The sequence below is a fragment of the Pseudoalteromonas shioyasakiensis genome (genome assembly GCA_013391845.1).
Taxonomy (GTDB): Bacteria; Pseudomonadota; Gammaproteobacteria; order Enterobacterales; family Alteromonadaceae; genus Pseudoalteromonas; species Pseudoalteromonas apostichopi.
The window spans coordinates 1486784-1510789 of the sequence record CP058414.1; the positions used below are offsets into that span (position 1 = coordinate 1486784).

The 24006-nt window shown below is 40.7% G+C and carries 22 protein-coding genes; 18 read left to right on the forward strand and 4 right to left on the reverse strand.

Going from position 1 to position 24006, the window contains the following annotated elements:
• Nucleotides 1-16 precede the first annotated feature (16 nt).
• Both recO and pdxJ read left to right on the forward strand, forming a co-directional pair.
• Nucleotides 17-703, forward strand: a complete 687-nt coding sequence (gene recO, locus HYD28_06805; protein QLE08699.1) for a DNA repair protein RecO — start codon at nucleotides 17-19, stop codon at nucleotides 701-703.
• A 43-nt stretch (nucleotides 704-746) separates the two neighbouring features.
• Nucleotides 747-1478 carry a pyridoxine 5'-phosphate synthase gene (gene pdxJ, locus HYD28_06810; protein QLE08700.1) on the forward strand — a complete coding sequence of 244 codons (732 nt, stop codon included), beginning with the start codon at nucleotides 747-749 and terminating at the stop codon, nucleotides 1476-1478.
• Between the two features lie 85 nt (nucleotides 1479-1563).
• Here pdxJ and HYD28_06815 read toward each other — a convergent pair whose 3' ends face one another.
• From HYD28_06815 to barA, 3 genes are read right to left on the reverse strand one after another with little or no spacing between them, the layout of a single operon-like run.
• Nucleotides 1564-1890 carry a hypothetical protein gene (locus tag HYD28_06815; GenBank protein QLE08701.1) on the reverse strand — a complete coding sequence of 109 codons (327 nt, stop codon included), beginning with the start codon at nucleotides 1888-1890 and terminating at the stop codon, nucleotides 1564-1566.
• Nucleotides 1891-1896: 6 nt separating this feature from the next.
• Nucleotides 1897-2379, reverse strand: a complete 483-nt coding sequence (locus HYD28_06820; GenBank protein QLE08702.1) for an energy transducer TonB — start codon at nucleotides 2377-2379, stop codon at nucleotides 1897-1899.
• A 35-nt stretch (nucleotides 2380-2414) separates the two neighbouring features.
• The gene (gene barA, locus HYD28_06825) at nucleotides 2415-5183 is read right to left on the reverse strand and encodes a two-component sensor histidine kinase BarA (protein ID QLE10506.1); all 2769 of its coding nucleotides are present in this window, start codon (nucleotides 5181-5183) and stop codon (nucleotides 2415-2417) included.
• Between the two features lie 80 nt (nucleotides 5184-5263).
• Here barA and rlmD point away from each other — a divergent pair, with 80 nt between their 5' ends.
• From rlmD to eno, 5 genes are all read left to right on the forward strand, one after another.
• Nucleotides 5264-6589 (forward strand): 23S rRNA (uracil(1939)-C(5))-methyltransferase RlmD, encoded by a 1326-nt coding sequence (rlmD, locus tag HYD28_06830; GenBank protein QLE08703.1) that lies wholly within the window; start codon nucleotides 5264-5266, stop codon nucleotides 6587-6589.
• A 7-nt stretch (nucleotides 6590-6596) separates the two neighbouring features.
• Nucleotides 6597-8756 carry a GTP diphosphokinase gene (gene relA / locus HYD28_06835; protein QLE08704.1) on the forward strand — a complete coding sequence of 720 codons (2160 nt, stop codon included), beginning with the start codon at nucleotides 6597-6599 and terminating at the stop codon, nucleotides 8754-8756.
• On the forward strand, nucleotides 8756-9556 hold the full coding sequence (mazG, locus tag HYD28_06840; GenBank protein QLE08705.1) for a nucleoside triphosphate pyrophosphohydrolase: 801 nt from the start codon (nucleotides 8756-8758) through the stop codon (nucleotides 9554-9556). Before relA ends, mazG begins: the two co-directional genes overlap by 1 nt.
• Nucleotides 9557-9713: 157 nt before the next feature.
• Nucleotides 9714-11348 carry a CTP synthase gene (locus tag HYD28_06845; protein QLE08706.1) on the forward strand — a complete coding sequence of 545 codons (1635 nt, stop codon included), beginning with the start codon at nucleotides 9714-9716 and terminating at the stop codon, nucleotides 11346-11348.
• 99 nt (nucleotides 11349-11447) lie between these two features.
• Nucleotides 11448-12746: a phosphopyruvate hydratase gene (gene eno / locus HYD28_06850; GenBank protein ID QLE08707.1), complete on the forward strand. Its 1299-nt coding sequence runs from the start codon at nucleotides 11448-11450 to the stop codon at nucleotides 12744-12746.
• A gap of 58 nt (nucleotides 12747-12804) precedes the next feature.
• On the opposite strand, the gene mutH is transcribed toward eno, so the two are convergent.
• Nucleotides 12805-13476 (reverse strand): DNA mismatch repair endonuclease MutH, encoded by a 672-nt coding sequence (gene mutH / locus HYD28_06855; GenBank protein ID QLE08708.1) that lies wholly within the window; start codon nucleotides 13474-13476, stop codon nucleotides 12805-12807.
• 540 nt (nucleotides 13477-14016) lie between these two features.
• Between mutH and rppH the strand changes: the two genes are divergently transcribed.
• The 11 genes from rppH (at nucleotide 14017) to HYD28_06910 (ending at nucleotide 24004) form a co-directional block, all read left to right on the forward strand.
• On the forward strand, nucleotides 14017-14535 hold the full coding sequence (rppH, locus tag HYD28_06860) for an RNA pyrophosphohydrolase (protein ID QLE08709.1): 519 nt from the start codon (nucleotides 14017-14019) through the stop codon (nucleotides 14533-14535).
• A gap of 33 nt (nucleotides 14536-14568) precedes the next feature.
• Nucleotides 14569-16845 carry a phosphoenolpyruvate--protein phosphotransferase gene (gene ptsP / locus HYD28_06865; GenBank protein ID QLE08710.1) on the forward strand — a complete coding sequence of 759 codons (2277 nt, stop codon included), beginning with the start codon at nucleotides 14569-14571 and terminating at the stop codon, nucleotides 16843-16845.
• 209 nt (nucleotides 16846-17054) lie between these two features.
• Nucleotides 17055-17864, forward strand: coding sequence for a sulfite exporter TauE/SafE family protein (locus tag HYD28_06870; protein QLE08711.1), 810 nt, complete (start codon nucleotides 17055-17057; stop codon nucleotides 17862-17864).
• 14 nt (nucleotides 17865-17878) lie between these two features.
• Nucleotides 17879-18682, forward strand: a complete 804-nt coding sequence (gene lgt / locus HYD28_06875) for a prolipoprotein diacylglyceryl transferase (GenBank protein QLE08712.1) — start codon at nucleotides 17879-17881, stop codon at nucleotides 18680-18682.
• A gap of 13 nt (nucleotides 18683-18695) precedes the next feature.
• Nucleotides 18696-19547 carry a thymidylate synthase gene (locus HYD28_06880; protein ID QLE08713.1) on the forward strand — a complete coding sequence of 284 codons (852 nt, stop codon included), beginning with the start codon at nucleotides 18696-18698 and terminating at the stop codon, nucleotides 19545-19547.
• Between the two features lie 26 nt (nucleotides 19548-19573).
• Nucleotides 19574-20455: a UTP--glucose-1-phosphate uridylyltransferase GalU gene (gene galU / locus HYD28_06885; GenBank protein QLE08714.1), complete on the forward strand. Its 882-nt coding sequence runs from the start codon at nucleotides 19574-19576 to the stop codon at nucleotides 20453-20455.
• A 345-nt stretch (nucleotides 20456-20800) separates the two neighbouring features.
• On the forward strand, nucleotides 20801-21364 hold the full coding sequence (locus tag HYD28_06890) for an SPOR domain-containing protein (protein QLE08715.1): 564 nt from the start codon (nucleotides 20801-20803) through the stop codon (nucleotides 21362-21364).
• Between the two features lie 72 nt (nucleotides 21365-21436).
• A complete protein-coding gene (locus tag HYD28_06895; GenBank protein QLE08716.1) occupies nucleotides 21437-21841 on the forward strand; it encodes an SPOR domain-containing protein in 405 nt (134 codons plus the stop codon).
• A 223-nt stretch (nucleotides 21842-22064) separates the two neighbouring features.
• Nucleotides 22065-22658, forward strand: coding sequence for a hypothetical protein (locus HYD28_06900; protein ID QLE08717.1), 594 nt, complete (start codon nucleotides 22065-22067; stop codon nucleotides 22656-22658).
• 14 nt (nucleotides 22659-22672) lie between these two features.
• Entirely contained in the window at nucleotides 22673-23347 is a 675-nt protein-coding gene (locus HYD28_06905; GenBank protein ID QLE08718.1) for a hypothetical protein, read from the forward strand.
• Between the two features lie 3 nt (nucleotides 23348-23350).
• Nucleotides 23351-24004: a flagellar biosynthesis protein FlgO gene (locus tag HYD28_06910; GenBank protein QLE08719.1), complete on the forward strand. Its 654-nt coding sequence runs from the start codon at nucleotides 23351-23353 to the stop codon at nucleotides 24002-24004.
• The last annotated feature ends 2 nt before the right edge of the window (nucleotides 24005-24006 follow it).

Here is a 24006-nt window from a genome sequence, read left to right on the forward strand (position 1 = left end):
TAAAGTCTTACACGCCATGGACAGCGAATTCTACACAGCATACTTGCTGCACCGACGTCCTTTTAGTGACTCGCAAGTAATGCTTGATATGCTGGTAGAAGGCGTAGGTCAGCTGAGAATGCTGGCGCGCATTAGTGGTCGCCAGGCCACTAAACATAAAGCACAACTACAACCTTTTCAATCTCTGCTCGTGCAATACAGCGGTAAGTCAGATTTAAAATACATCAATCGTTTTGAGCCCCATGGCGGGCAAACCGTACTGTCGGGTACTCAACTCTATTGCGGTTTTTATTTGAACGAATTAACCAACCGTATCGTACCTATCAATGAGCCGATGGAAAGTGTTTATCATCTTTATAAGAAGCATCTCGACGAATTATCAACGACTAAAAACCTACAAGCTGTACTACGCTCTTATGAGTTTCAACTGTTAGAGATGCTTGGATATGGCGTAGATTTTAGTGTTGATGCTGAAGGTGATGTAATTAACGATGCAGCAAATTATCAGTACTTTGCTGAATACGGTTTCTTGCTGCATGACGACCCCCATAGTGGCTTTTCAGGGAAGCAATTAAATGCCATAGCAGCTCATGACTTTAGCGCCCCTGATGTGTTATATATGGCAAAGCAATTAAGTCGATACTTACTCAAGCCTTTACTTGGCAAAAAGCCATTAAAAAGCCGTGAGTTATTTATTAAGTAGGCTGATGAGCAGCCTTGAATCGTTGTTTTAAACAGGTAAAAAAATGAAAGATATTCTTCTTGGTGTAAACGTTGATCACATTGCCACTTTACGCCAAGCGCGTGGCACGAGTTACCCAGATCCTGCGCATGCCGCAGCTGTTGCAGAGCATGCTGGTGCAGATGGTATCACCATCCATTTGCGGGAAGACCGTCGTCATATTCAAGACCGTGATGTATATGTGATGGCAAAAACGATTCAAACACGTATGAATCTTGAAATTGCAGTCACTGATGAAATGATCGGCATCGCCCTTGAAGTAAAACCTGCTTATGTTTGTTTAGTGCCTGAAAAACGTGAAGAGCTAACTACTGAGGGTGGTCTTGACGTTGTGGGTAATTTTGAAAAGGTAAAAGCAGCAACAGAAAAACTGACAGCTGCGGGAATTAAGGTTTCGTTATTTATTGATGCTGACAATGCACAACTTGACGCTGCAAAAGCTTGTAATGCACCATACGTTGAAATTCACACAGGTGCTTATGCCGATGCAGAGAATGACGAAGAACTTCACACAGAACTTGAACGTATTCGTAACGGCGTACAATATGCCAATAGCTTGGGTTTAATTGTTAATGCAGGCCATGGTCTTCATTATCACAATGTAAAACCAATTGCTGCAATGCCAGAAATTTACGAATTAAACATTGGTCATGCGATTATTGCGCGTGCAGCGATTGATGGCTTAGAAAAAGCAGTAAGCGATATGAAGCGCCTGATGATTGAAGCGCGTTTGTAAACATACGCTTTAATCTGTCAGCCCTTTATTGGCGCTGGCAAGTTTTGAATCGAGAGCGCGATGGATGCGATATCCACCGCGCTTTTTATTTACTTAAGTAAACTATCAATTGTGCAAGCAATGAAGCTAGCCAAGGTGAAAGGCAAAGTAGGGCGACTAAATACTGATGTTTTTTCTTAAAATTTTTTAAAACACCATCATCTATTGCCGACAATTCGCCTTTCTTGATTGAATGAAACACAATTGAGTTAGGTTTTGCTTTCATTAAGCGGGCTTGGCTTTCGTATGTTTGCCACTGCTCTGTGTAATTGGTTTTTACGTAATTATTAGCTTCAATACTTAGTTTTTTATAGCGGAGAAAAAACCAAGTGAGTGAAATAGCACTAAAGACGATAAGTAAGATAAAGTACAAAGCAAGTTACCTCGTATATTTAACAACGCGTGTACCCGTAGAATAAATAATATCGTTACTAGGGCATGAATAGTTAGGCTTGAGTGCTTTGCAAGATTGCTCAGGTGTATCAAAACAAAAATCAAAGCGGGTTTGGGTTTTCACAGCTTTATCAGTAATATTTTTCGCAAGCTCATTCCAATGCCAATCAGTGACAACATCTTTTGCCGCACTGGCAAATACAGGGTTTGTAGAGGCTATTACTTGAATATCTTTAATCTCATTTTTTGGCGTAATGACATACTCAATGGTCGCGCAGCCTTCTGCTGCTTGGAGCACCGCTTTTTTCGGATATCTGGCAGGAAAACGCTCAAGTTGCTGCCATTTTGTTGCTTTTAATTCATCATAGCTAACAGCTAAATCCGCATACTCTAGTTCCATTGGTTTATTTGTAGTTGAAGTACAGCCAAACACAAGTAAACAGCCAGCTAGAATTAGATAGTTTTTCATTAATATACTCCTTTATATCTTTTTTTGAGTGCTTTTTATCGTTGCGGCTCAACCATACCTGCATCACTTAACAAATTATTTAGCTCATCAATCAGCTCAAACAATTCAGGTTCAATGTAATTTAAATCGCAATCGCTTTTTAGTGATGTTTCGAGTGTTTCGGCAAGTGATTTTAGTTTTGGTACGCCGGTGTAACAACACGCGCCATGGAATTTGTGCACTATGCTAAGTACATGTTCACAATCTTCTTTTTCTATAGCTTCATTAAGTAGGCGTAAGGTTTCAGGTACACTGAGTAACAACATGTTGAGCATTTCTAGTGCTAACTCTTCTTTACCGCCAGCGCGTTGTAGCGCTAATTGCCAATCAAGGCGGGCACTTTCAAATGGAGGTTCTGAGTCAACTGTGGCAGCTTTGCTTCGTTCGCGATTAATCGGCGATTGTGGGCTATGATCGCTAATTATTTGTTTTAGCATATCTTCATCAATAGGCTTAGTTAAGTAACCTTTAAAACCATCTTTAAGCAGCTGTTCTTTTTCACCCGCTAATGCGTGAGCAGTAACTGCAATGATTGGCGTATCTTCATTGAGAGATGACTCGCGGATAAGTTTACATGCGGTAATACCATCCATAATTGGCATTTGGATGTCCATGAAGATCAAGTCATACTTATGGCTTTTACTTAGACTGTAGGCTTGTGAGCCGTTGTGTGCCGTATCAATTAGCTCAATCTGTTCTTCAAGTAAGGTGCAAATAAGCTTTAGGTTGGCATCATTATCGTCTACAACTAGTACTTTTAGAGGTAATAACTTTTCAGTGCCTTGTTCAATGTTATGCACTGGATGGTCAAGACGATAAGGGGCAGCAAGTACTTCACATAATTTACGATGGTTAAGTGGTTTGCTTAAGCAAGCATCTGCGCCACTACCCACAAAGGCTTCGCGCATATTGTGCGAGACCGTATTGAGCATAATATATAAATAATCAGTGACTGGGCGCACTGCTTTTACATAACTCTTAAGTTGCTGCATATCGTCAATTGTGGCGGTATGACCAATGATACAAATATCGTAACTGAAGTCTTTATTGATCTCATTTAAGAAGCTTTCTTCATCTATACAAGCGGTAACGCGAGTTTGCCATTCATGTAAAAGCGATAAGGTTGCTTGATGTGTATGCTCATGAGGCTCAAGGTAAAGAATACGTTTATTAATCAATGATTGGGTCGGTAAGTCACTAGTAATTGAGTTACTTGGCGTTCTGAATACGGCATTGAATGTAAAGCAGGTGCCATTACCAGGTGCTGAGTTCAGGGTAATACGACCATTCATCGCTTCAACAATGTGTTTGGTGATGATTAAACCAAGACCTGTGCCACCAAATTTACGGGTGATACTTGAGTCTGCTTGGCCAAATGGTGTAAACAAGGCATCTTGTTTATCCATTGGGATGCCCACACCAGTATCGGTGACAGACACTAAAATAGAGGCGCGCTCTTCATCTAATAAGCGGTAGCCAACATCAACCTTGATTGAGCCTTTTTCAGTAAATTTAACGGCATTACTTATAAGATTTATCAAAATTTGTTTAAAGCGGGTCGGGTCGCCAGTTAGATTGTCAGGTACTTGTGGATGGATAAATATCGATAGCTCAAGTTGTTTTTCGTGTGCACTTGGTGCTAACAAGGTCATAACTTCATTAATATTGTCACGGAGCTGGAATTGCATTGACTCAAGCTCCATGGCACCGGCTTCTAATTTAGAAAAGTCTAAAATGTCACTGATAATCGTTAATAAGCTATTTGCAGATAGCTCAATAGTATCGAGGTAATCTTTTTGATGCTTATTAAGCGGGGTTTTATAAAGCTGACGCGTAAAGCCAATTACACCATTTAAAGGCGTACGTAATTCGTGACTCATTTTGGCTAAAAAGTCTGATTTAACACGGTTAGCGTCTTGCGCGTCTTTTTTGGCAATACTTAACTGAATATTCTGAGTTTCGTATTGTTCTAAGGTCTCGCGGTAATCAGAGGTTGCCTGATCAATATGCTTTTGCATCTCATCACGTTGCACTACCATGGTTTCTGAAATGGTATTTAAGCCTGTGCGTAATAACTCAAACTCACCAAACATTTTTTTATCAAGACCTGTATCTACTTTCCCTTCAATTAATTTGTCGGTAGCTAGTACTAACTTATTAAGTGGTTGAATAAACATGCGGGTCAACCTAAATGCTAATACGCTCGCAAGTACTAGTGCTATGAGTATCACCACGCCACTGACCAGTAAGGCGCGTTGCTGGCCGATAATGGCTTGTTGTTTATTAAGCATGATCACCACATTACCTAGTGATGCTTGATAGCTATTATGATTCCAAATCGTGTCTTGACGGCTATGATTAATAATGGCGGTAGAAAATGTTAGATAGTGATCAGAGTTGTGTACTTGAATCCCATCCATACTGTTAACATTGCTTTTAACAATTTCTTTGAATTCACTTTGATATTTACTAAAAATCACTAACTCATTGTTTTCATCGAAAATAGCAATTGATTGGATCGCAGGGGAGTGTTTGTTATGAGTATGGCTAACTAAGCGGGTTAGTAAGGCTTTATCACGCTTTAGTAATGGTTGTTCAACAGCAATGGCTAAGGGCTCAATAATAGTAACGCCCTGCTGATATAAAATTTCATCGAGCTCAATGTAACGATTTATTGTAAAATAACCGCCCAGCAACAAGCCTATGATCACAGTCGGTATAAGTGTAAGTATTAAGACTGAGTCACGTAAGCCAAATTTAGTCATAAAGAATGTTGTTATCATTATAATCGTTGTTTAAGAGTATATACTTAATCCCGCTTTATCAATAATTAAGGTGTTGCCCAATGGCACAGATTTTCAAAGCAAAAAAGAAATCCGTTTCGCAAAAAATGCTAATCCTAAATGTCACTGCTATGGACCATCAAGGACGAGGCGTTGCTAAGCAGGGAAGTAAAGTCTGTTTTGTTAATGGTGCTTTGCCGGGTGAAGAAGTAAAAGCGTTATTGATTGAAGATAAGGCACGCTTTGCCAGTGCTGATTGTAAAAAAGTACTATCAGCCTCAGCGCATAGGGTTACTCCTTTTTGTCAGCATTATCAGATTTGTGGTGGTTGTCAGTTACAGCACCTTAATGCAGAACAACAATTGGTTGAAAAGCAAGCTGCGGTTAGTCAGCTGTTTAGCAAGTTTGCCAAAGTTGATGACTTAAATTGGCAAGCACCTCTGCTTAGTGAAGAGCGCCATTACCGTCGCTCTGCGCGTATTGCTGTAATGCATGACAAAGCCGCAAAGAAAATGCGCGTAGGGTATCGAGCTCAAGGGTCTAAACAATTGGTGAGCATTGAAAGCTGTGATGTGCTGAGCAGTACTTTTAAAGACGTTTTTTCAGTTTTTGATGTTCTTATCAACAGCCATTCAGGTCTTAGTAGTATTAGTCACCTACAATTATGTGAAGCTGATAATGCGGCCTTTGTGGTTATTAGGCATACCAAAGCTATTAATGCAGAGTTAAAAGCCATTGTCGTAACGGCGTGTGATGAATATAGCTGGCGTGTTGTGTGGCAATCACACAGTGGTGAAATTGATCACAGTGACCATCCAATGCCGTACTACCAGATACCAGCTTATGATTTACGCTTTGAATTTGGCCTTGAAAACTTTATTCAAGTTAACCCCCAAGTGAACCAAGCTATGCTTCATCAAGCAAAACAGTGGCTTGATTTACAAGGTCATGAGCAGGTATTAGATTTATTTTGTGGTATTGGTAACTTTTCATTATTGATTGCAAAGTATGCTAAATATGTTATTGGTGTTGAAGGGGTCGATTCTGCGGTTGCATTAGCAAAACAAAATGCGCAAACTAACTCATTGTCGAATACCGATTTTTATTGTTTTGATTTAACAAAATCAATGCAATCAGCTGCTTGGTTTAGTGCCGAACTTGATGTGTTAGTGCTTGATCCATCACGTACTGGCGCAATGGCAATTTTAGAGCAGTTACCACTTACTCAGTTTAAAACGATTTTATACGTCTCTTGTGATCCTGTTACTTTAGCCCGTGACAGTGCACTTATTTTACAAGCAGGCTTTAGCATTGAAAAAATTGGGCTTATGAATATGTTCCCGCATACTGGGCATATTGAAACGATGGCGTTATTTCACAGGAGGTAAAGCGCACATGGTAGCCACTAGACAGTCACATCAGCTTACAAAGCCGAGTGATTTTGCCAGCCGTATCGAGCTGTTAGCGCTAACAGAAGACAAACATACCTTATTAGAGCAAGCTCACCAATTGTGTCTGCATTGCGATGATGCAAAACGTGAAAACACAGCCATTGAAATGGTAGAGATTTTAGCCGAGCTAAATTTAGATGCAGATTCACTTGCCACGGCTTTTTTAACACCTTATTTCCTAGCCGAAAAAATCTCGATTGAAACTGTGACCGACAAGCTTGGTGATCACGTGGCGTTATTACTAACAGGTGTAAGCCAAATGGCTACCATCAGCACCTTAGCCCATCAAGGCAAGGGCACTGTTCAAATTGATAATATCCGCCGTATGCTGCTAGCCATGGTTGAAGATGTGCGTGCAGTGGTGATAAAACTCGCTGAACAAGTATGCCATTTGCGTGATGTTAAAGACGCCAGTGAAGAAGAGCGTGTAATTGCCGCTAAAGAAACACGTGACATTTTTGCACCCCTTGCTAACCGCTTAGGAATAGGTCAGCTTAAATGGGAACTTGAAGATCTTTCGTTTCGTTACCTGCACCCCGACACCTATAAAAATATCGCAAAACAGCTCGATGATAAGCGACTTGCTCGTGAAGCCTATATGGAAAATATGGTTGCTTTAGTAAAAGCACGCTTGGCCGAAGCGGGTATTGAGGGTGAAGTGTATGGCCGCCCGAAGCATATCTACAGTATCTACAAAAAAATGGCGCAGAAGAATTACGAATTCGATCAGCTGTTTGATATTCGTGCTATGCGCATTGTGGTGGAACGCCTGCAAGATTGTTACGCAGCATTAGGTATCGTGCATACCAATTGGCGGCATTTAAATAAAGAATTTGATGATTACATCGCAACACCTAAACAAAACGGCTATCAGTCAATTCATACAGTGGTATTTGGCCCTGAAGGTAAAACCGTTGAAATCCAAATTCGTACTAGCGAAATGCATCAAGATGCTGAGTTAGGTGTTGCTGCGCATTGGATGTATAAAGAAGGTGCATTGCCAGGACGTGGTTCTGGCTATGAGCAAAAAATTAGTTGGTTACGTAAGTTACTACAATGGCAAGAAGAAGTAGTTGATGGTAGTGACTTAGCTGAAGAGCTCAAAAATCAAGTAGTTGAAGACCGAGTTTATGTGTTTACACCAAAAGGTGATATTTTCGATTTACCACTGGGTGCGACGCCACTTGATTTTGCTTATTACATTCACTCAAACGTTGGTCACCGTTGTATTGGTGCAAAAGTGTTTGGCAAAATCGTGCCCTTTACTCATCAGCTCAGTACTGGTGATCAGGTTGAAATTTTAACTCAAAAGCAACCTAACCCAAGTCGTGATTGGTTGAACCCATCGCTAGGTTATATTAAGTCATCGCGAGCACGCTCTAAAATCCATCATTGGTTTAAACAGCTTGATCGCGATAAAAACTTGAGCGCCGGTAAAGAAATATTAGAGAACGAGCTGCAAAAACTAGACTTAACAACCAAAGACCTTGCGCCAGCAATTGAGCGATTCAATCTTAAAGGCATTGATGACCTGATGGTTGCGGTAGGCGCAGGTGATGTTCGCTTAAACCAATTATTAAACTTTATTAGTGACCGTGATGATGACGAACCACAAATTAAGTTTAAAAAACCAAAAAGTGTCACAGGTGATAAAAACGGCATTGTTGTTGATGGGGTAGGTAGCTTAATGAGCCATGTTGCTAAATGCTGCCGACCTGTGCCGGGCGATGAAATCATTGGCTATATTACTCAAGGCCGTGGGATTGCAGTTCACCGTGAGGATTGTGATTCGTTTGAAAAACTTCGTGATAAACATCCTGAGCGGGTGATATCAGTAAGTTGGTCAGACGATGTAAATGGCTCTTACTCACTAACTATTAAAGTAGAAGCCACAGATCGCTCAGGCCTTATTAGAGATATCAGCTCTGTCCTTGCAAACGAAAAGGTGAATGTGCTTAACATGAATGTCAACACCGTTGAAGATAAGCAGCTTGCGCTGTTTTCAATGCAGGTTGAAGTACATGACTTATCGAGTACTAACCGATTATTGTCTAAGTTACACCAAATCGAAGGTGTACATGATGCAAAGCGTGGTCATTCGTAATGAGTGATAAACATGCCATTGAGCAGTCGTTATCAATTATGGCCAAACTACGGGACCCAGAATCTGGGTGCCCGTGGGATCTAAAACAAGACTTTAAATCGATAGTGCCGCATACCCTCGAAGAAGCTTACGAAGTAGCAGACTGCATTGAAAAAGGTGAACTCACTGAGCTTAAAAGTGAGCTTGGCGATTTACTTTTTCAAATCATCTTTTATGCCCAACTTGCTAAAGAGCAGGGCTTATTTGATTTTGCAGATGTGGCAAATACACTAAACGATAAATTAATTCGTCGGCATCCGCATGTCTTTGCAAAGCAAAGTGAGCTGTCGGACGCAGAGCTTTCGGCGCAGTGGCAGGCTATTAAAGCGCAAGAACGAGCAGAAAAATCTACTTCACCTCAAATGAGTCTTTGGCAGGATATTCCTGATGCGATGCCAGGTCTTTCAAAAGCTAAGAAAATTCAACAGCGCGTAGCAAGCCTAGGTTTTGATTGGCCAAGTTATCATGGGGCCCTCGATAAAGTCGCTGAAGAAGTCGACGAAGTAAAAGAAGCGCTGGCTCATGACCCTTATTCAGAACACAGTGCAGAAGAGCTTGGCGATTTACTGTTTGCAACGGTAAATGTAGCCCGTCATATTAAACGCGATCCTGAGCAATTATTACGAAGTGCCAATGCTAAATTCGCGTCACGCTTTGAAAAAGTGGCTGTCTACTTAGATGAACGTGGCCAAAGTTTAGAAACGGCCAGTCTCGAAGAAATGGACAACGCATGGGAAGCCATTAAAAAGCAGGCCAAGTGAGCCTGTTTTGATACAGCTTGGGTACAGTGTAACCAAGCTCGTTTTTTGTGCACTTATTTGCTAATTTTATCTGGATTGATAGCAGCCCCTTTGCTATAATTTCGCCCCGTCTTGATTCTATATTATTCCTTTTAATTCCTGATATTCTAGGGTTCGCATGAGTACAAAATTTATCTTCGTAACTGGCGGGGTTGTTTCTTCGTTGGGTAAGGGTATTGCAGCAGCGTCATTAGCCGCTATTTTAGAAGCACGTGGTCTTAACGTGACTATTTTAAAGCTGGATCCTTACATTAACGTTGACCCAGGCACTATGAGCCCAATTCAGCACGGTGAAGTATTTGTAACTGAAGACGGTGCAGAGACTGACCTTGACTTAGGTCACTATGAGCGTTTCATCCGTACCAAAATGACTAGCCGCAACAACTTCACACAAGGTCGTGTTTATGAAGATGTATTACGACGTGAGCGTCGTGGTGAGTACCTTGGTGCAACAATTCAGGTTATTCCACACATCACAAACGACATTAAGCAACGTGTATATGACGGTGCTGAAGGTCGCGATGTAGCAATCGTTGAAATTGGCGGTACAGTTGGTGACATCGAGTCACAACCATTCTTAGAAGCAATTCGTCAGCTTGGCACTGAAATTGGCCGTGAGCGCGCATTGTTTATCCACCTAACGCTAGTGCCATTCTTAGGCCCTGCAGGTGAAGTTAAAACTAAGCCAACACAACATTCAGTAAAAGAATTACGTTCGATTGGTATCCAACCAGATATCTTAATCTGTCGTTCTGATCGTAAACTTCCAAATAACGAGCGCGCGAAGATCGCACTTTTCACTAATGTTGAAGAGAAAGCTGTTATTTCATTACCAGACGTAGAAAGCATCTATAAGATCCCTGCGTTACTTAAATCACAAGAACTAGATAACTTCGTATGTCGTCGTTTCTACCTTGAATGCCCAGAAGCAGATTTATCTGAGTGGGAACAAGTGTTATATCAAGAGTCTAACCCAACGGGTGAAGTGACGATTGGTATGGTTGGTAAGTACATCGAACTACCAGATGCTTATAAATCAGTAAACGAAGCATTAAAGCACGCAGGTCTGAAAAACCGTCTAACCGTGAACATCGAATATGTTGATTCACAAGACTTAGAAAGCAAAGGTACAGAGTTACTCTCTCACCTTGATGCTATCTTAGTACCAGGCGGCTTCGGAGGCCGTGGTGTTGAAGGTAAGATTTTAGCGGCTAAATATGCACGTGAAAACAAAGTTCCTTACTTAGGCATTTGTTTAGGTATGCAAGTAGCGCTTATTGAATATGCGCGTAACGTTGCAGGCCTTGAAGATGCAAACTCAACTGAGTTTAACGCAAAATCAGCACATCCAGTTGTTGGTTTAATCACTGAATGGCAAGATGCTGACGGTAACGTTGAAATCCGTGATGAGCAATCTGATCTAGGTGGTACTATGCGTTTAGGTGCTCAGAAATGTCACTTAACACCTGGCTCTAAAGTAAGTGAAGTATACGGTAGTGACGAAATTGTTGAACGTCACCGTCACCGTTACGAAGTGAATAACCACTTTGTAGAGCAGCTTGAAAAAGCAGGCTTAAGTTTCACAGGCTTATCTGAAGATAAGAAACTAGTCGAAATTATCGAGAATAAAGATCACCCTTGGTTCATTGCCGCGCAATTCCACCCGGAATTCACGTCAACACCACGTGATGGTCACCCGCTATTTGAAGGGTTTGTTGCAGCAGCACACACTCACCAAAAAGCGTCATCGTAATTTAAGTAGGCCGTGCTATATGCACGGCTTATTTGTTTTAAAAGCCAGCAGCAATAAAGCTGGCACTAACTCACCATTTTCGGGAAAAGAGGAATCAAGATGTCAGAAATCGTAAAAGTGATTGGTCGCGAAATCATGGACTCGCGTGGTAACCCAACTGTTGAAGCTGATGTACATTTAGCTGATGGTTCATGGGGCCGTGCTGCAGCACCATCTGGTGCATCAACAGGTACTCGCGAAGCGCTTGAATTACGTGATGGTGATAAAGCACGCTACCTAGGTAAAGGTGTTTTAAAAGCAGTAGGCTATATCAATAACGAAATCGCTGAAGCTCTTAAAGGTCAAAACGCAGTTGATCAAAAAGCTGTTGACCAAGTTATGCTTGACTTAGATGGTACTGAAAACAAAGAGAAACTAGGTGCGAATGCTATCTTAGCTGTGTCTTTAGCAACAGCTAAAGCGGCTGCAAACTCAAAAGGCGTAGAGCTTTATGAGCACATTGCAGATCTAAACGGCACACCAGGTGTTTACTCAATGCCATTACCTATGATGAACATCATCAATGGTGGTGAGCACGCTGATAACTCTGTAGATATTCAAGAGTTCATGATCCAGCCAGTTGGCGCGACAAACTTCCGTGAAGCGTTACGTATGGGCGCTGAAGTATTCCACAGCTTAGCAAAAGTACTTAAAGCTGAAGGTCACTCTACATCAGTAGGTGATGAAGGTGGTTTTGCTCCTAACCTTGAATCAAACGAAGCGGCACTTGCTGCAATCAAGGTAGCTGTTGCAAATGCAGGTTATGAGCTTGGTAAAGATATCACTCTAGCTCTAGACTGTGCGGCATCAGAGTTCTACGACAAAGAAGCAAATATCTACGACCTTAAAGGTGAAGGTAAAAAATTCACTTCTGAAGAATTCAACCACTTCCTTAAGGGCCTTACTGAGCAATACCCAATTGTTTCAATTGAAGACGGCTTAGACGAGTCTGATTGGGATGGTTTCGCACACCAAACACAACTAATTGGCGACAAAGTACAATTAGTAGGTGACGATCTGTTCGTAACTAACACGAAGATCTTAAAGCGTGGTATTGATAACGGTATTGCTAACTCAATCCTTATCAAGTTCAACCAAATCGGTTCATTAACTGAAACGCTTGCAGCTATTAAAATGGCTAAAGATGCTGGCTTCACAGCTGTTATCTCTCACCGTTCAGGTGAAACAGAAGATGCAACAATTGCTGATTTAGCAGTGGGTACTGCGGCAGGTCAAATCAAAACGGGTTCATTAAGCCGTTCTGACCGTATTGCTAAGTACAACCAATTACTTCGCATTGAAGAAGTATTAGGTGAGAAAGCACCTTACAATGGTCTTAAAGAAGTTAAAGGTCAGTAATCAGCCCTAACTATTTAGACTTTAAAAGCCTCCTTCGGGAGGTTTTTTTATATTTTAATTAAAGCTGAAATTGCTGTTTTAGGATCTCGCCGGTGAAGCTGGTTTTTAGATAAAAACCGCGAGGCAAGGTTTGTATTATTTGACCATTCGGGCCAATTGCATCAGTCAGCGCTTTGCTATTGGCTGCTTTTGGCCTTATTTGCATAACATCGCCTAAGTGGCCCGAAATCTCATCCACTCGACCTAGAGCTATTAGCTCCATTTGTTCTTCCCAATCACGTTGTAAGAGTGCGTCTTGCTCGGCCGTTGGCTGCCACAAAAAGCCGCTGCCTATGGTGCGGTGAAAAGGTAGAATTTCGCGTTCGCCTAAAATAGGTAACCATAAAACATGATTCAACTTTTTACGAACCGTACTTTGCTGCCATTTCATCCCAGTTACATTCAGTAGTGGTGTTACAGAAACAAACGTCGTTTCGAGTGGTTTGCCTTTAAATGAAATGGGCAGAGTTTTTAACTCAATTCCTAATTCTTCAAAATCAGGCGTTGGCTTTGAGCCTGCAGTTGCGCCAAGCACATATTCGATAAGTTGCCCGGTCCAGCCTTTTTCACGTAGCAAGTCTTCAGGTGTTTTAAAATGATATTGCTCGGCTAATTGCCCTAAAGTAAGGCCTGCTATAGCATCAACACGTTGCATTAATTCATTTATAGAAGCGGGTTTTATCGGTCGCATAAGGCGTTTATTTGATTGTCTAATTAACCGGATCATGATAGCAAATGTGCGCCTTAGTGGATATCTTTGTGTTTGAGTGTTTTTTGCGCACGTTAAGTGTGAGCTAAAAATAACCAATTAATTTTTTGGATATCCAGGCCTAAGTATATGATATTTAATTTAATTATTGTTTTTGTGTGTTGTTTCTATTTCATTAATTAGACAGTTGTTTGTATAAATACAGATATATAAACATGTTTATCCACAGTTTCTGTGGAGAAAGTGGATATTTTAACTGTGGATTGTGGATTTGTTTGCAATTTAGGCATGGTTTACAAAAGTTATGCACAAGCTGTGGGTAAGGTGATAAAAATGCGGTTGTAAATAGTTATTTTAATCAAATAGGGTATTTTTATAATAATTACATCGTAACGCCTTGATTAAACATGTTTGTTAAAAAATAAATTTTCAATCTAATTTAGGCTTAGGTGTAAAGTGTTTGCTGTATCGCAGGTTATGTGGAACAATCAATAAAAATCGACTTACAAATGAGGCACTAAGGTGATTGATGCCGAAGGTTTTCGTGCCAATGTCGGAATTGTAATTTGCAATAATCAGGGACAAGTATTTTGGGCTCGTCGCTATGGTCAACACTCTTGGCAATTTCCCCAAGGTGGTGTTGATGACGGTGAAACAGCAGAGCAAACCATGTACAGAGAATTACACGAAGAAGTGGGCTTGCTTCCTGAAGACGTTGAGATCGTCGCAAGTTCTAAACATTGGTTACGCTATAAATTACCCAAGCGTTTAATTCGCAGAGACTCAAGTCCTGTGTGTATTGGGCAAAAACAAAAATGGTTTTTACTGAAACTTCGTTGTAAAGATGAAGATGTAAATTTACTTAAAACTCATCACCCTGAATTTGATGATTGGCGATGGGTGAGTTATTGGTATCCGGTTAGGCAAGTTGTTTCGTTTAAGCGCGATGTATATCGTAGAGTAATGAAAGAGTTTGCCCCGTTTGCAATGCCGTTTAATAAACGAGAGCAACACAAAGATCATTGGCGACATAAACGATAAGGGTAACCTTATTTAAATTAAAGGAGCAGCATCATGTTAGCCACGCTCAGATCAATTGCTGAGGCAGTGTCGCAACAGGCGGACTTAACTAGTGCGCTAGCGTGTTTTGTGCAAATGGTAAAAGATGCCATGCAAACACAGTGCTGCTCGATTTATTTTGCAGATTATAGTCAAGACAATTTTGTACTGATGGCAACTCAAGGCTTAAACCCTGATGCGGTCGGTAAATTTCGTATAGGCTTTACTGAAGGTCTTGTAGGTCTCGTTGCGCAGCGCGAAGAGCCTATCAATATTGCTTTTGCAAAGTCTCATCCACGTTTCAAACTCTCACCCGAAGTTAATGAAGAAGGCTACAACGCGTTTTTGTCAGTACCAGTGGTGCACCAGAAAAAGGTTTTGGGTGTTATCGTTGTTCAGCAGAAGCTGGCGCGAGTATTTAGCCCTGATGAAGAATCGTTTTTAATTACTTTATCGGCGCAGCTTGCCTCTCAGTTAGCCCATGCAGAAATAAAAGAGCTGTTAAGGGTAGATGAGTTTTCTCATCAAACTTCTGTTTTAAAAGGTGTTTCTGGTGCTCCCGGTATAGCAATCGGCGAAGCTTTTGTAGTAATTCCAAAGCTAGACTTTACTTCTATTGAGTTGCAAAAAGATGAAGACATCACCACTCAACGTAAGTTATTTACTCAAGCGGTTGCTGCCACTAGAAATGAGTTTAGCACTTTATCAATGACCCTCAGTGATTCGATACCGCAAGAAGCCCTTGCTGTGTTTGATGTTTACCAACAGTTACTGGATGCAAAAAGCTTAGGGCAAAATGTAGAAGCGCAACTTCAGCAGGGCTGGAGCGCTAAAAGTGCACTTAAAATAGTCATCGAAAAACTAATTTCACAGTTTAATGCTATGCAAGACCCATACATCAAAGAGCGTGCAGTTGATGTTAAAGATATTGGGTTGAGGGTTTTGCATCACTTAGTCAATACAGAGCATGCAGCAAAGCCTTATCCTAAAGAGACTATTTTAATTGCCAGTACACTCACACCAGCCATGCTCGCAGAAGTGCCAAAAGGTCATTTAGCTGGGGTGGTGAGTGTCAATGGAGCTGCAAACAGTCATGCATCAATTTTAACGCGTGCAATGGGGATCCCTGCAATATGGGGTATAGAAGATTTACCTTTACTGCAATTTGAAGGTAAACCAATGATTCTAGACGCTTATGCAGGGCGTTTATATATTTCACCTTCGCAAGTGTTACATCAGGAATATAGCCAACTTAAATACCAAGAAACGCTATTGAATGATCGCTTTTTTGCAGAGCAAAGTTTAGATGCTGTTACATGTGATGGCGAACATATAAGCTTGTTAGTTAATGCTGGACTTGAGTTAAATATAGAGCATGACAATAAACCTTTCTGTGATGGCGTTGGACTTTATCGTACTGAAGCTTGGTTTATGCAAAAAGGTCAGTTTCCTTCACAGTCAGAACAAGAAAATTGGTATCGTGAAGTGCTTACTAGTTATCACCCCAATCCAGTGGTGATGCGTACACTCGATATTGGTGGCGATAAAGTTTTAGATTACTTCAATATAACCGAAGAAAATCCATTTTTAGGTTGGCGTGGTATTCGCGTGACCTTAGACCACCCTGAGCTATTTTTAGATCAACTCAAGGCGATGCTTAAAGCCAATATTGGTTTAGGTAATCTAAAAATTATGCTGCCGATGATCAGTGGCTCAGAAGAAGTGGATGAATCATTAAAACTGCTCGAACAAGCCTATTTTGAACTAAGTGAGCAATATCCTGAGCAGGCAATTGAACGACCAGAAATCGGTGTAATGTTGGAAGTTCCTTCGAGCGTATTTATGCTTGAAGAGTGGTCGCAAAAAGTCGATTTTTGTTCTGTAGGTAGTAACGATTTAACTCAGTATATGCTTGCAGTTGACCGATCAAATGCGCGTGTTGCAGAGCTGTTTAATCCTTATCACCCAAGTGTACTTCGGGTGCTGTTAAAAATTGCCCAAGAGTGTCAGCAGCATGAGCTGCCATTTAGTTTATGTGGTGAGTTAGGCGGCGACCCAGAAGGTGCATTACTGCTTATTGCTATGGGTTATCGAAGCTTGAGTATGAACTATTCTTCGATTAGTAAAATTAAGTTTGTGCTTAGACGTTTAAATGTTAGCGATATGGAAAAGTTACTTGCCGAGTGTTTATTACAACCCACTGCAAAACATGTACTTAGGTTAACGCGTAACTTTATGATTGAACATCAGCTCGGTGAGCTATTTTACACCCCAAGCCAAGGTCAATCATGAGGGAAAATTGTGCTGTGAAACGCCCAAAGGGTTGGTTTAAAAGCGATTTATACTGCGTTATTGATTTTAACAATAGAACCACTATTACTTGCAATCAATGCCTTGCCTAAATCGCTTTTAATTCCAACTGAAACTCGCATCTTGAGGTGGTTTGGGTATATATATTAGTTTAGTATATGTATATAACAAATTGAATATATGAGTGTGCTATGCATGACGTAATACTTTTAATGGTGTACTGCGCAATTTTGGGCTGTGTGGTTGGATTTTTAGCAGGTTTATTAGGCATTGGTGGCGGTCTTATTATCGTACCGGTACTTAGTGCGCTACTGGTTTCGTTTGATGTTGCAGACCCAAGCCATGTATTAGTTATCGCGATAGCGACATCGTTAGCATCCATTATTTTTACCTCGACATCTTCAGCCCTTGCTCATCATCGTAATGCTAACGTACCGTGGGAAATTGCTCCTTGGGTCATGACTGGGGTTGGACTGGGTGCATTAATAAGCGGATTTGCAGCAAGCTTTATTCCTGAACAACTATTGCGCTTTGTTTTTGCTGGTAGCGTTGTGTTTATAGCCTTGAGAATGGTGTTATCAACACGCACCAAAGCTGCCAGTGAAAAGCCGCTTCCTTCAGGACCTATTCTTGGCTTTTTATGTGCCATAATGGGGGCGTTGTCAGGACTAATAGGTATTGGTGGTGGAGCGCTGATTGTGCCGCTACTGCATTATTTTTCTGTTGATATTAAAAAGGCCATTGGTTGTGCTGCTGCATGTGGTATTGTCATTGCGCTGTTTGGCTCGGTGGGTTATGTATCTGCTGGGTGGCAATTAACATCGTTCAGTGATGGATTTGCCGGATTTGTGTATTTACCTGCTTTAGTCGGGATTGTGGTTACCTCGTCGCTAATTGCGCCTATAGGTGCCAAAGCCACGCATTACTTGCCAGTGGCAACAATAAAAAAAGTATTCGCGCTATTACTTGTAATAATTGCGCTTAAAATGGTGTTTAGTTAAAGGTTTTTAATTTTATGGCTCTTCAATTTCCAGATATCGATCCGGTTATTTTTTCGGTAGGCCCGCTCAGCGTACGTTGGTACGGTTTGATGTATTTAATTGGTTTTGCTTTAGCAATGTGGCTTGCTAATCGTCAAGCTGAAAAACCAAACTCAGGTTGGACAAAAGAACAAGTAAGCGACTTGTTATTTTACGGCATGCTCGGTGTGATACTCGGTGGTCGTATTGGTTATGTGTTGTTTTATCAGTTCAGTTATTTTATTGAAAACCCACTGTATTTATTCAGAATTGACCAAGGTGGTATGTCGTTCCATGGCGGTACCTTAGGTGTGATTACCGCAATCGCCATATTTGCTTGGACACGTAAAAAGTCATTATTTGAAGTAGGTGACTTTGTGGTGCCATTAGTGCCACTCGGTTTATTAGCAGGACGTATTGGTAACTTTATTAATGGTGAGCTGTGGGGCCGAGTAACTGACGTACCTTGGGCGTTTATCTTCCCTACTGGTGGGCCAGAGCCTCGTCATCCATCTCAACTGTACGAAGCCTTTTTAGAAGGTCTGGTGCTGTTTTTAATTTTACAATGGTTTATTAAAAAGCCTCGTCCAGCGGGAAGTGTTGCTGGGGTGTTCTTGCTTGGCTATGGTGTGTTTAGATTTATTGTTGAATATTTCCGAGAGCCAGATGCCCATTTAGGTTTATTCGCAGGCGTTATTTCAATGGGGCAAATACTGTCATTGCCGATGGTAATTGGTGGTCTTGGTTTGTTAATATGGGCCTATAAAAAGCCGCAACACAGCGTGGCAAGCAAAGCATAATATGAGCTAATCAATGAAACAGTATTTAGATTTATGTCAGCGCATAGTTGACGAAGGTGTGTGGGTTGAGAATAAACGCACAGGTACCAAATGTTTAACCGTTATTAACGCTGATCTTGAGTATGATGTAGCGAATAACAAGTTTCCGCTAATTACAACACGCAAAAGCTTTTACAAAGCCGCCATAGCTGAATTACTTGGTTATTTACGAGGTTACGATAGTGCTGCACAGTTTCGTGATATCGGCTGTATGACTTGGAATGCAAACGCAAACGAAAACAAAGCTTGGCTTGAAAACCCACATCGTCGTGGTGAAGATGATATGGGGCGTGTCTATGGTGTTCAAGGCCGCAGCTGGCAGCGCCCTGACGGTAGTCACCTAGACCAACTTAAAAAAGTTATCGATAACTTATCTAAAGGCATAGATGATCGCGGTGAAATAGTCACTTTTTATAACCCAGGTGAGTTTGAGCTAGGCTGTTTACGCCCTTGTATGCACACGCACACCTTTTCTTTGTTAGGTGATACTCTATACTTAACTTCATACCAACGCAGCTGCGATGTGCCGCTAGGTTTAAACTTTAATCAGATACAATGTTTTGTGCTACTTGCTTTAGTTGCACAAATTACCGGACATAAACCAGGTAAGGCGTATCATAAGATAGCCAATGCACATATTTACGAAAACCAACTTGAGTTGATGCGTGATGTGCAGCTAAAGCGTGAGCCTTTCGCGTCGCCAGAATTAAAAATAAACCCAAACATTAAATCACTTGAAGACATTGAAACCTGGGTTACAAAAGACGATTTTGAAGTAGTAGGTTATCAGTGTCACGATGCAATTAAGTATCCGTTTTCAGTGTAAGAACAATAAAATTTAAGGAGAAATCAATGAAAGCTGTGATCCCAGTTGCTGGTCTTGGCACGCGTATGTTACCTGCGACAAAAGCAATTCCTAAAGAAATGCTTCCTATTGTTGACCGACCACTGATTCAATACGTTGTAAATGAAGCAATTTCTGCAGGAATTAAAGAAATTGTTTTAGTGACGCATTCAAGTAAAAACTCAATAGAAAACCACTTTGATACCAGTTTTGAGTTAGAAGCAACGCTTGAAAAGCGTGTTAAGCGTCAGTTACTTGCAGAAGTACAATCAATCTGCCCGAAAGATGTAACGATTATTCAAGTTCGTCAGGGTGAAGCTAAAGGCCTTGGCCATGCTATCAACTGCGCAGCACCTATCATAGGTAATGAACCATTTGTAGTTATCTTACCGGATGTGATCATTGATGATGTGGCCAGCGACCTTAAAAAAGATAACTTAGCCGAAATGATCCAGCGCTTTGAAAGCACAGGTGAGAGCCAAATTATGGTGGAGCCTGTTCCGCAAAATGAAGTAGATAAATTTGGTGTAGTGGACTTAGGTGATGTAAAAATCCAGCAAGGTGAAAGTGCTGCAATTTTAAACATGGTTGAGAAGCCTCCGATTGAGCAAGCACCTTCAAATCTTGCTGTTGTTGGCCGTTATGTATTGAGCAAAAATATTTGGCCATTACTTGCAAAAACTCCTGCAGGCGCAGGCGATGAAATCCAATTAACAGATGCGATTGCTATGCTAATGGAAAAAGAAACTGTCGATGCCTACTCAATGAAAGGTAAAAGCCATGACTGCGGCAGTAAAATTGGTTATTTAAAAGCGATTGTTGAGTTTGCACTGCGTCGTGATGAATTCAAAGGTGAGCTTACAGACTTCATAAAGTCGCTGGTAAAATAAGCAATTTAGATTTCTAGTCAAAAATTACTTCATAAAAGTGCCTATATGGCACTTTTTTATTATTTACATAAACCTTACAATTGTCGATCATTACCCAATAAAGGATTTTTCTGATATACCTTTGTCTTAACGCATTGTTACCATTGAATGTAAATGAATAGTTTCGTTTATGGCTGTTTTCCAAAAATAACTAACACAAAGGTTATAGTCGAAACGTTAATACGTTAGTGGTTACGTTTTATATCTCAAATTATCTTTTAAGTGTTGATGTACAGGTAAGTACTAACAATATGCTCTTCTTTTAATAAGAAGCTAATTTTAATGGTACTTTAAAGAATCCTGATTATGAAATGTTACTTAAAGTCTTTGCGTTACAGTTTATACCTGATGGTGTTACTAGCTGTAGCTGGCTGTAGTAATAACCCATTGCCTTCTATTCTTAAAAATAAAAATATTAATATTACTTACCTTTTTAACAAAGCGTTTAAGCAATCAGATACTTTTAGTGTACTAATTCAAACGAGCCCAGATAAAGCAGCAATAAACTATAAATCAGTTGAAAATGTTAAGCAGATTCAAGATAACGATCTCAACTCTGTCTCTGAGCCATCAAACAAAACGGAGTTTCCTGAGCACAATTACAGTTTTGCTTTACAGCTTATGTCTGTTGAATCAGAACAAAGCCTTGCCTATTCATTTAAAAAAATGGTTAAGCGTGCGCCGAATATCTTCCAAGGAAAACCGATACTTAATATCGAAGTTGCTAAAGTAAATGAGCATACTTATTATCGCCTTAAGTTTGGCCGTTATAAGTACTTTAAAAATGCCAAAGCCGATTGTGAGGCTATTAAGCGGCAAGGAATTGATTGCTGGGTTGGTAACTACACTGACAACCGAATATATTTTTAGGGTCAAAGTTCATTCTAAAGGTGGCATTTTTATTGCTAAGTTTTAAGTCTGTTTTTGAGAATCGACGTAATCATGCATTTTTCTATTTTTTCTAAATACCTATTGATAGCCATCAGCTTAACTGTTTTAACAGCCTGTATGATGAGCCAAGAGCATAGCCAGCCTGAGCAACCATTTACGCATTCACAAAGCGCAGCTATTGCAGCAGCCAAAGCAGTAGAACCGGCCGTGCAATTAGGTTTATATTTAACACCGACAAAAGTAAGTCACCGTGTATTAGAGCTAAAGCGAGACTACCCTGATGTTTTGCATGGCCTGGATTTTCGTTTTAAAAAGCGTGAGCACAAAGGCGTAACCGTGTATGGACTAAGAGCTGGTCCATTTACAAACTATACTCAAGCTACTGCATTTTGTGAAATAGTAAAAAAGCTAGGGCAAACTTGTGTGACAGCTCCTTTTGTTGGACAGGTGCTGTAGCTACTGCTTTTGCGTCAACTAACTTTGCTATTCCTGTTTTAACAACCTCACATACTCAGTCTGAGTAGCGATTAATAACTTAAAACAGATCCATTACAAAGCGGCTTACTTCCTTTAATCACAGAGTTTCTTGCTTCACTATTATCTAGCTATATCTAGCAAATAATAATACTTAGGCATAATTATTGCTTTGTACTTACTAAGTTTAGTGAGGATGGCAATTATGCGCCTGTTATTTTATTCAGTTTTTTTAGTGTTGGTGGGTTGTAGCTTAACTGAAGAGCCACAAAGTGCGCCCCCTAGAGAAACCCCAAAATCGCCAATGGCACCATATACGGTGCATCAATACGTTGCTGATTTAAGCAGTCAGTTGAGCCGTATTCAAGGCCCTTATAAAGGTAATGCTCGTATTGCTGTTACCAGTTTTTATATGGCTGATGGCTTAGGAACTGATTTAGCAGAAGATCAGGGCAGTGGCTTAAGTCAGCAAATTCAAGAAAGTTTATTAACGCAATTTACTCAACTTGGTTTTCATACTATCGAGTATCGGTTAGAAAATACTTTAAATTTGCAGCAATCGGCCGATAGTGTACTTAGTCGTGATGTAAATACCTTACGTCAACGTCAGAATATTGACTTTGTTATTACCGGCACACTGACGCGGCAACAACATGCCTACATAGTTAACGCCCGATTGGTAAATACCAAAGATCTGCGAATAGTGTCAGCAGCAAGCACCGAGATCCCCATTAATGTCATGTGGGGAGCTGAAAAAGTTCAGCAGCGTGATGGCCAGTTGTATCGAAGCGAATATTAAGAGGAACTCATTTAATGAAACGTTTAATTTTAACTTTATGTTTGCCTTTAGGCTTTGGTTGCTCTTCGATGTTATCAGGTGATGCAACACAGCAAGATAATGAGCCTCAGTTAGCTGCGCAAAGAGAAGTCGCCGCGCCGCATAGTAACGACAGTGTGTTCCAAACTAATAAGGCGGTGATGAACAACAGCACTTTTACCGCTGCACCAACGCGTAAAAATATTAATCATTATGTGCGTGGCATCATGCAAGACTTAGTTGAAAATTTGCAATATGTTAGCGATACCACGCCGGTTGCTGTTTCAAGTTTTGTGTACCTTGATGCTGATTACAACTCAACGAATTTGCTAGGTAATCAAATTGCCGAAAGTTTCATTCATGAACTGCACGCATTTGGTGTACCTGTCATTGACTTTAAAACTACTGATTATATGCGTGTCACGCCAAGTGGTGACTATGTTTTCAGTCGTGATTATTTAGAGCTAAGCCAAGATCAAAATTTTAATTATGTATTGGCAGGTACCTTGGTTAATCATCAAAGTGGTGTGCTCGTTAATGCCCGTATTGTTGGCTTAGCAAGTAAAGCGGTTGTAGGGTCAGCGCAGGGTTTTATCCCGCAATCAGTGGTTGATGCCCTTGATAGCACCAACCGTAGTGATGGTATTACACTAAAACAAGCAAGTGAGTAAGCTATGAAAGGTTTTATCTTAGCATCGTTAACGCTCGCGCTATCCGGCTGCCAATTGCTGCCAGAGCAATCAGCAGAGCCGAAAAACGCACAGGCTTCAGCAAATGGTCAGTTAGATTACGTTGCTATGCTGCAAGCAGTTGAACAAAACGACATGCAGCAGGATAACGCTAACCATCGTCTATTTGTGCCATATCAACATCATAAAACAGTTGTCAATTATGTCGAGCAAATGGCGCTTGAGTTAGTTGATACTATGCAACAAGAAAGTGAGTTAGGAATTGCTATTACTTCTTTTGTCGATTTAGATGCAAGCTTAAAAACCAGCTCTCAACTTGGTAATCAACTATCGGAAACAATGCTGCACCAGCTGCAGAAATTTGGCTTTGGGGTTGTTGATTTTAAAGCGATGGATGTAATTAGTGTGACCTCACGTGGTGATTTTGTGATGTCGCGTGATATAGAAGAGTTAGCCGAGCGTCGCATTGCCAGCCATGTACTTACAGGCACGCTTATATATCGCCCTAACGGCGTTGAAGTGAATGCTCGAGTGATTAATTTAAACTCAAAACTTGTTATTGCCAGCGCACAAAAAGTGATCCCGTATTTTGTGCTAAAAAATGAGTCAATCCAATCTGCAACAGCTAGCGTTAATTAGCT

Bases quoted from the DNA above. Each gene is read 5' to 3' on its own strand.
- mazG (QLE08705.1), top strand. From the start codon at position 8,756: ATGAGTGATAAACATGCCATTGAGCAGTCGTTATCAATTATGGCCAAA.
- HYD28_06870 (QLE08711.1), top strand. From the start codon at position 17,055: ATGCATGACGTAATACTTTTAATGGTGTACTGCGCAATTTTGGGCTGT.
- HYD28_06905 (QLE08718.1), top strand. From the start codon at position 22,673: ATGAAACGTTTAATTTTAACTTTATGTTTGCCTTTAGGCTTTGGTTGC.
- rlmD (QLE08703.1), top strand. From the start codon at position 5,264: ATGGCACAGATTTTCAAAGCAAAAAAGAAATCCGTTTCGCAAAAAATG.
- HYD28_06900 (QLE08717.1), top strand. From the start codon at position 22,065: ATGCGCCTGTTATTTTATTCAGTTTTTTTAGTGTTGGTGGGTTGTAGC.
- HYD28_06895 (QLE08716.1), top strand. From the start codon at position 21,437: ATGCATTTTTCTATTTTTTCTAAATACCTATTGATAGCCATCAGCTTA.
- HYD28_06880 (QLE08713.1), top strand. From the start codon at position 18,696: ATGAAACAGTATTTAGATTTATGTCAGCGCATAGTTGACGAAGGTGTG.
- eno (QLE08707.1), top strand. From the start codon at position 11,448: ATGTCAGAAATCGTAAAAGTGATTGGTCGCGAAATCATGGACTCGCGT.
- ptsP (QLE08710.1), top strand. From the start codon at position 14,569: ATGTTAGCCACGCTCAGATCAATTGCTGAGGCAGTGTCGCAACAGGCG.
- HYD28_06910 (QLE08719.1), top strand. From the start codon at position 23,351: ATGAAAGGTTTTATCTTAGCATCGTTAACGCTCGCGCTATCCGGCTGC.
- HYD28_06890 (QLE08715.1), top strand. From the start codon at position 20,801: ATGAAATGTTACTTAAAGTCTTTGCGTTACAGTTTATACCTGATGGTG.
- HYD28_06845 (QLE08706.1), top strand. From the start codon at position 9,714: ATGAGTACAAAATTTATCTTCGTAACTGGCGGGGTTGTTTCTTCGTTG.
- barA (QLE10506.1), bottom strand. From the start codon at position 5,183: ATGACTAAATTTGGCTTACGTGACTCAGTCTTAATACTTACACTTATA.
- pdxJ (QLE08700.1), top strand. From the start codon at position 747: ATGAAAGATATTCTTCTTGGTGTAAACGTTGATCACATTGCCACTTTA.
- mutH (QLE08708.1), bottom strand. From the start codon at position 13,476: ATGCGACCGATAAAACCCGCTTCTATAAATGAATTAATGCAACGTGTT.
- recO (QLE08699.1), top strand. From the start codon at position 17: ATGGACAGCGAATTCTACACAGCATACTTGCTGCACCGACGTCCTTTT.
- galU (QLE08714.1), top strand. From the start codon at position 19,574: ATGAAAGCTGTGATCCCAGTTGCTGGTCTTGGCACGCGTATGTTACCT.
- HYD28_06820 (QLE08702.1), bottom strand. From the start codon at position 2,379: ATGAAAAACTATCTAATTCTAGCTGGCTGTTTACTTGTGTTTGGCTGT.
- lgt (QLE08712.1), top strand. From the start codon at position 17,879: ATGGCTCTTCAATTTCCAGATATCGATCCGGTTATTTTTTCGGTAGGC.
- relA (QLE08704.1), top strand. From the start codon at position 6,597: ATGGTAGCCACTAGACAGTCACATCAGCTTACAAAGCCGAGTGATTTT.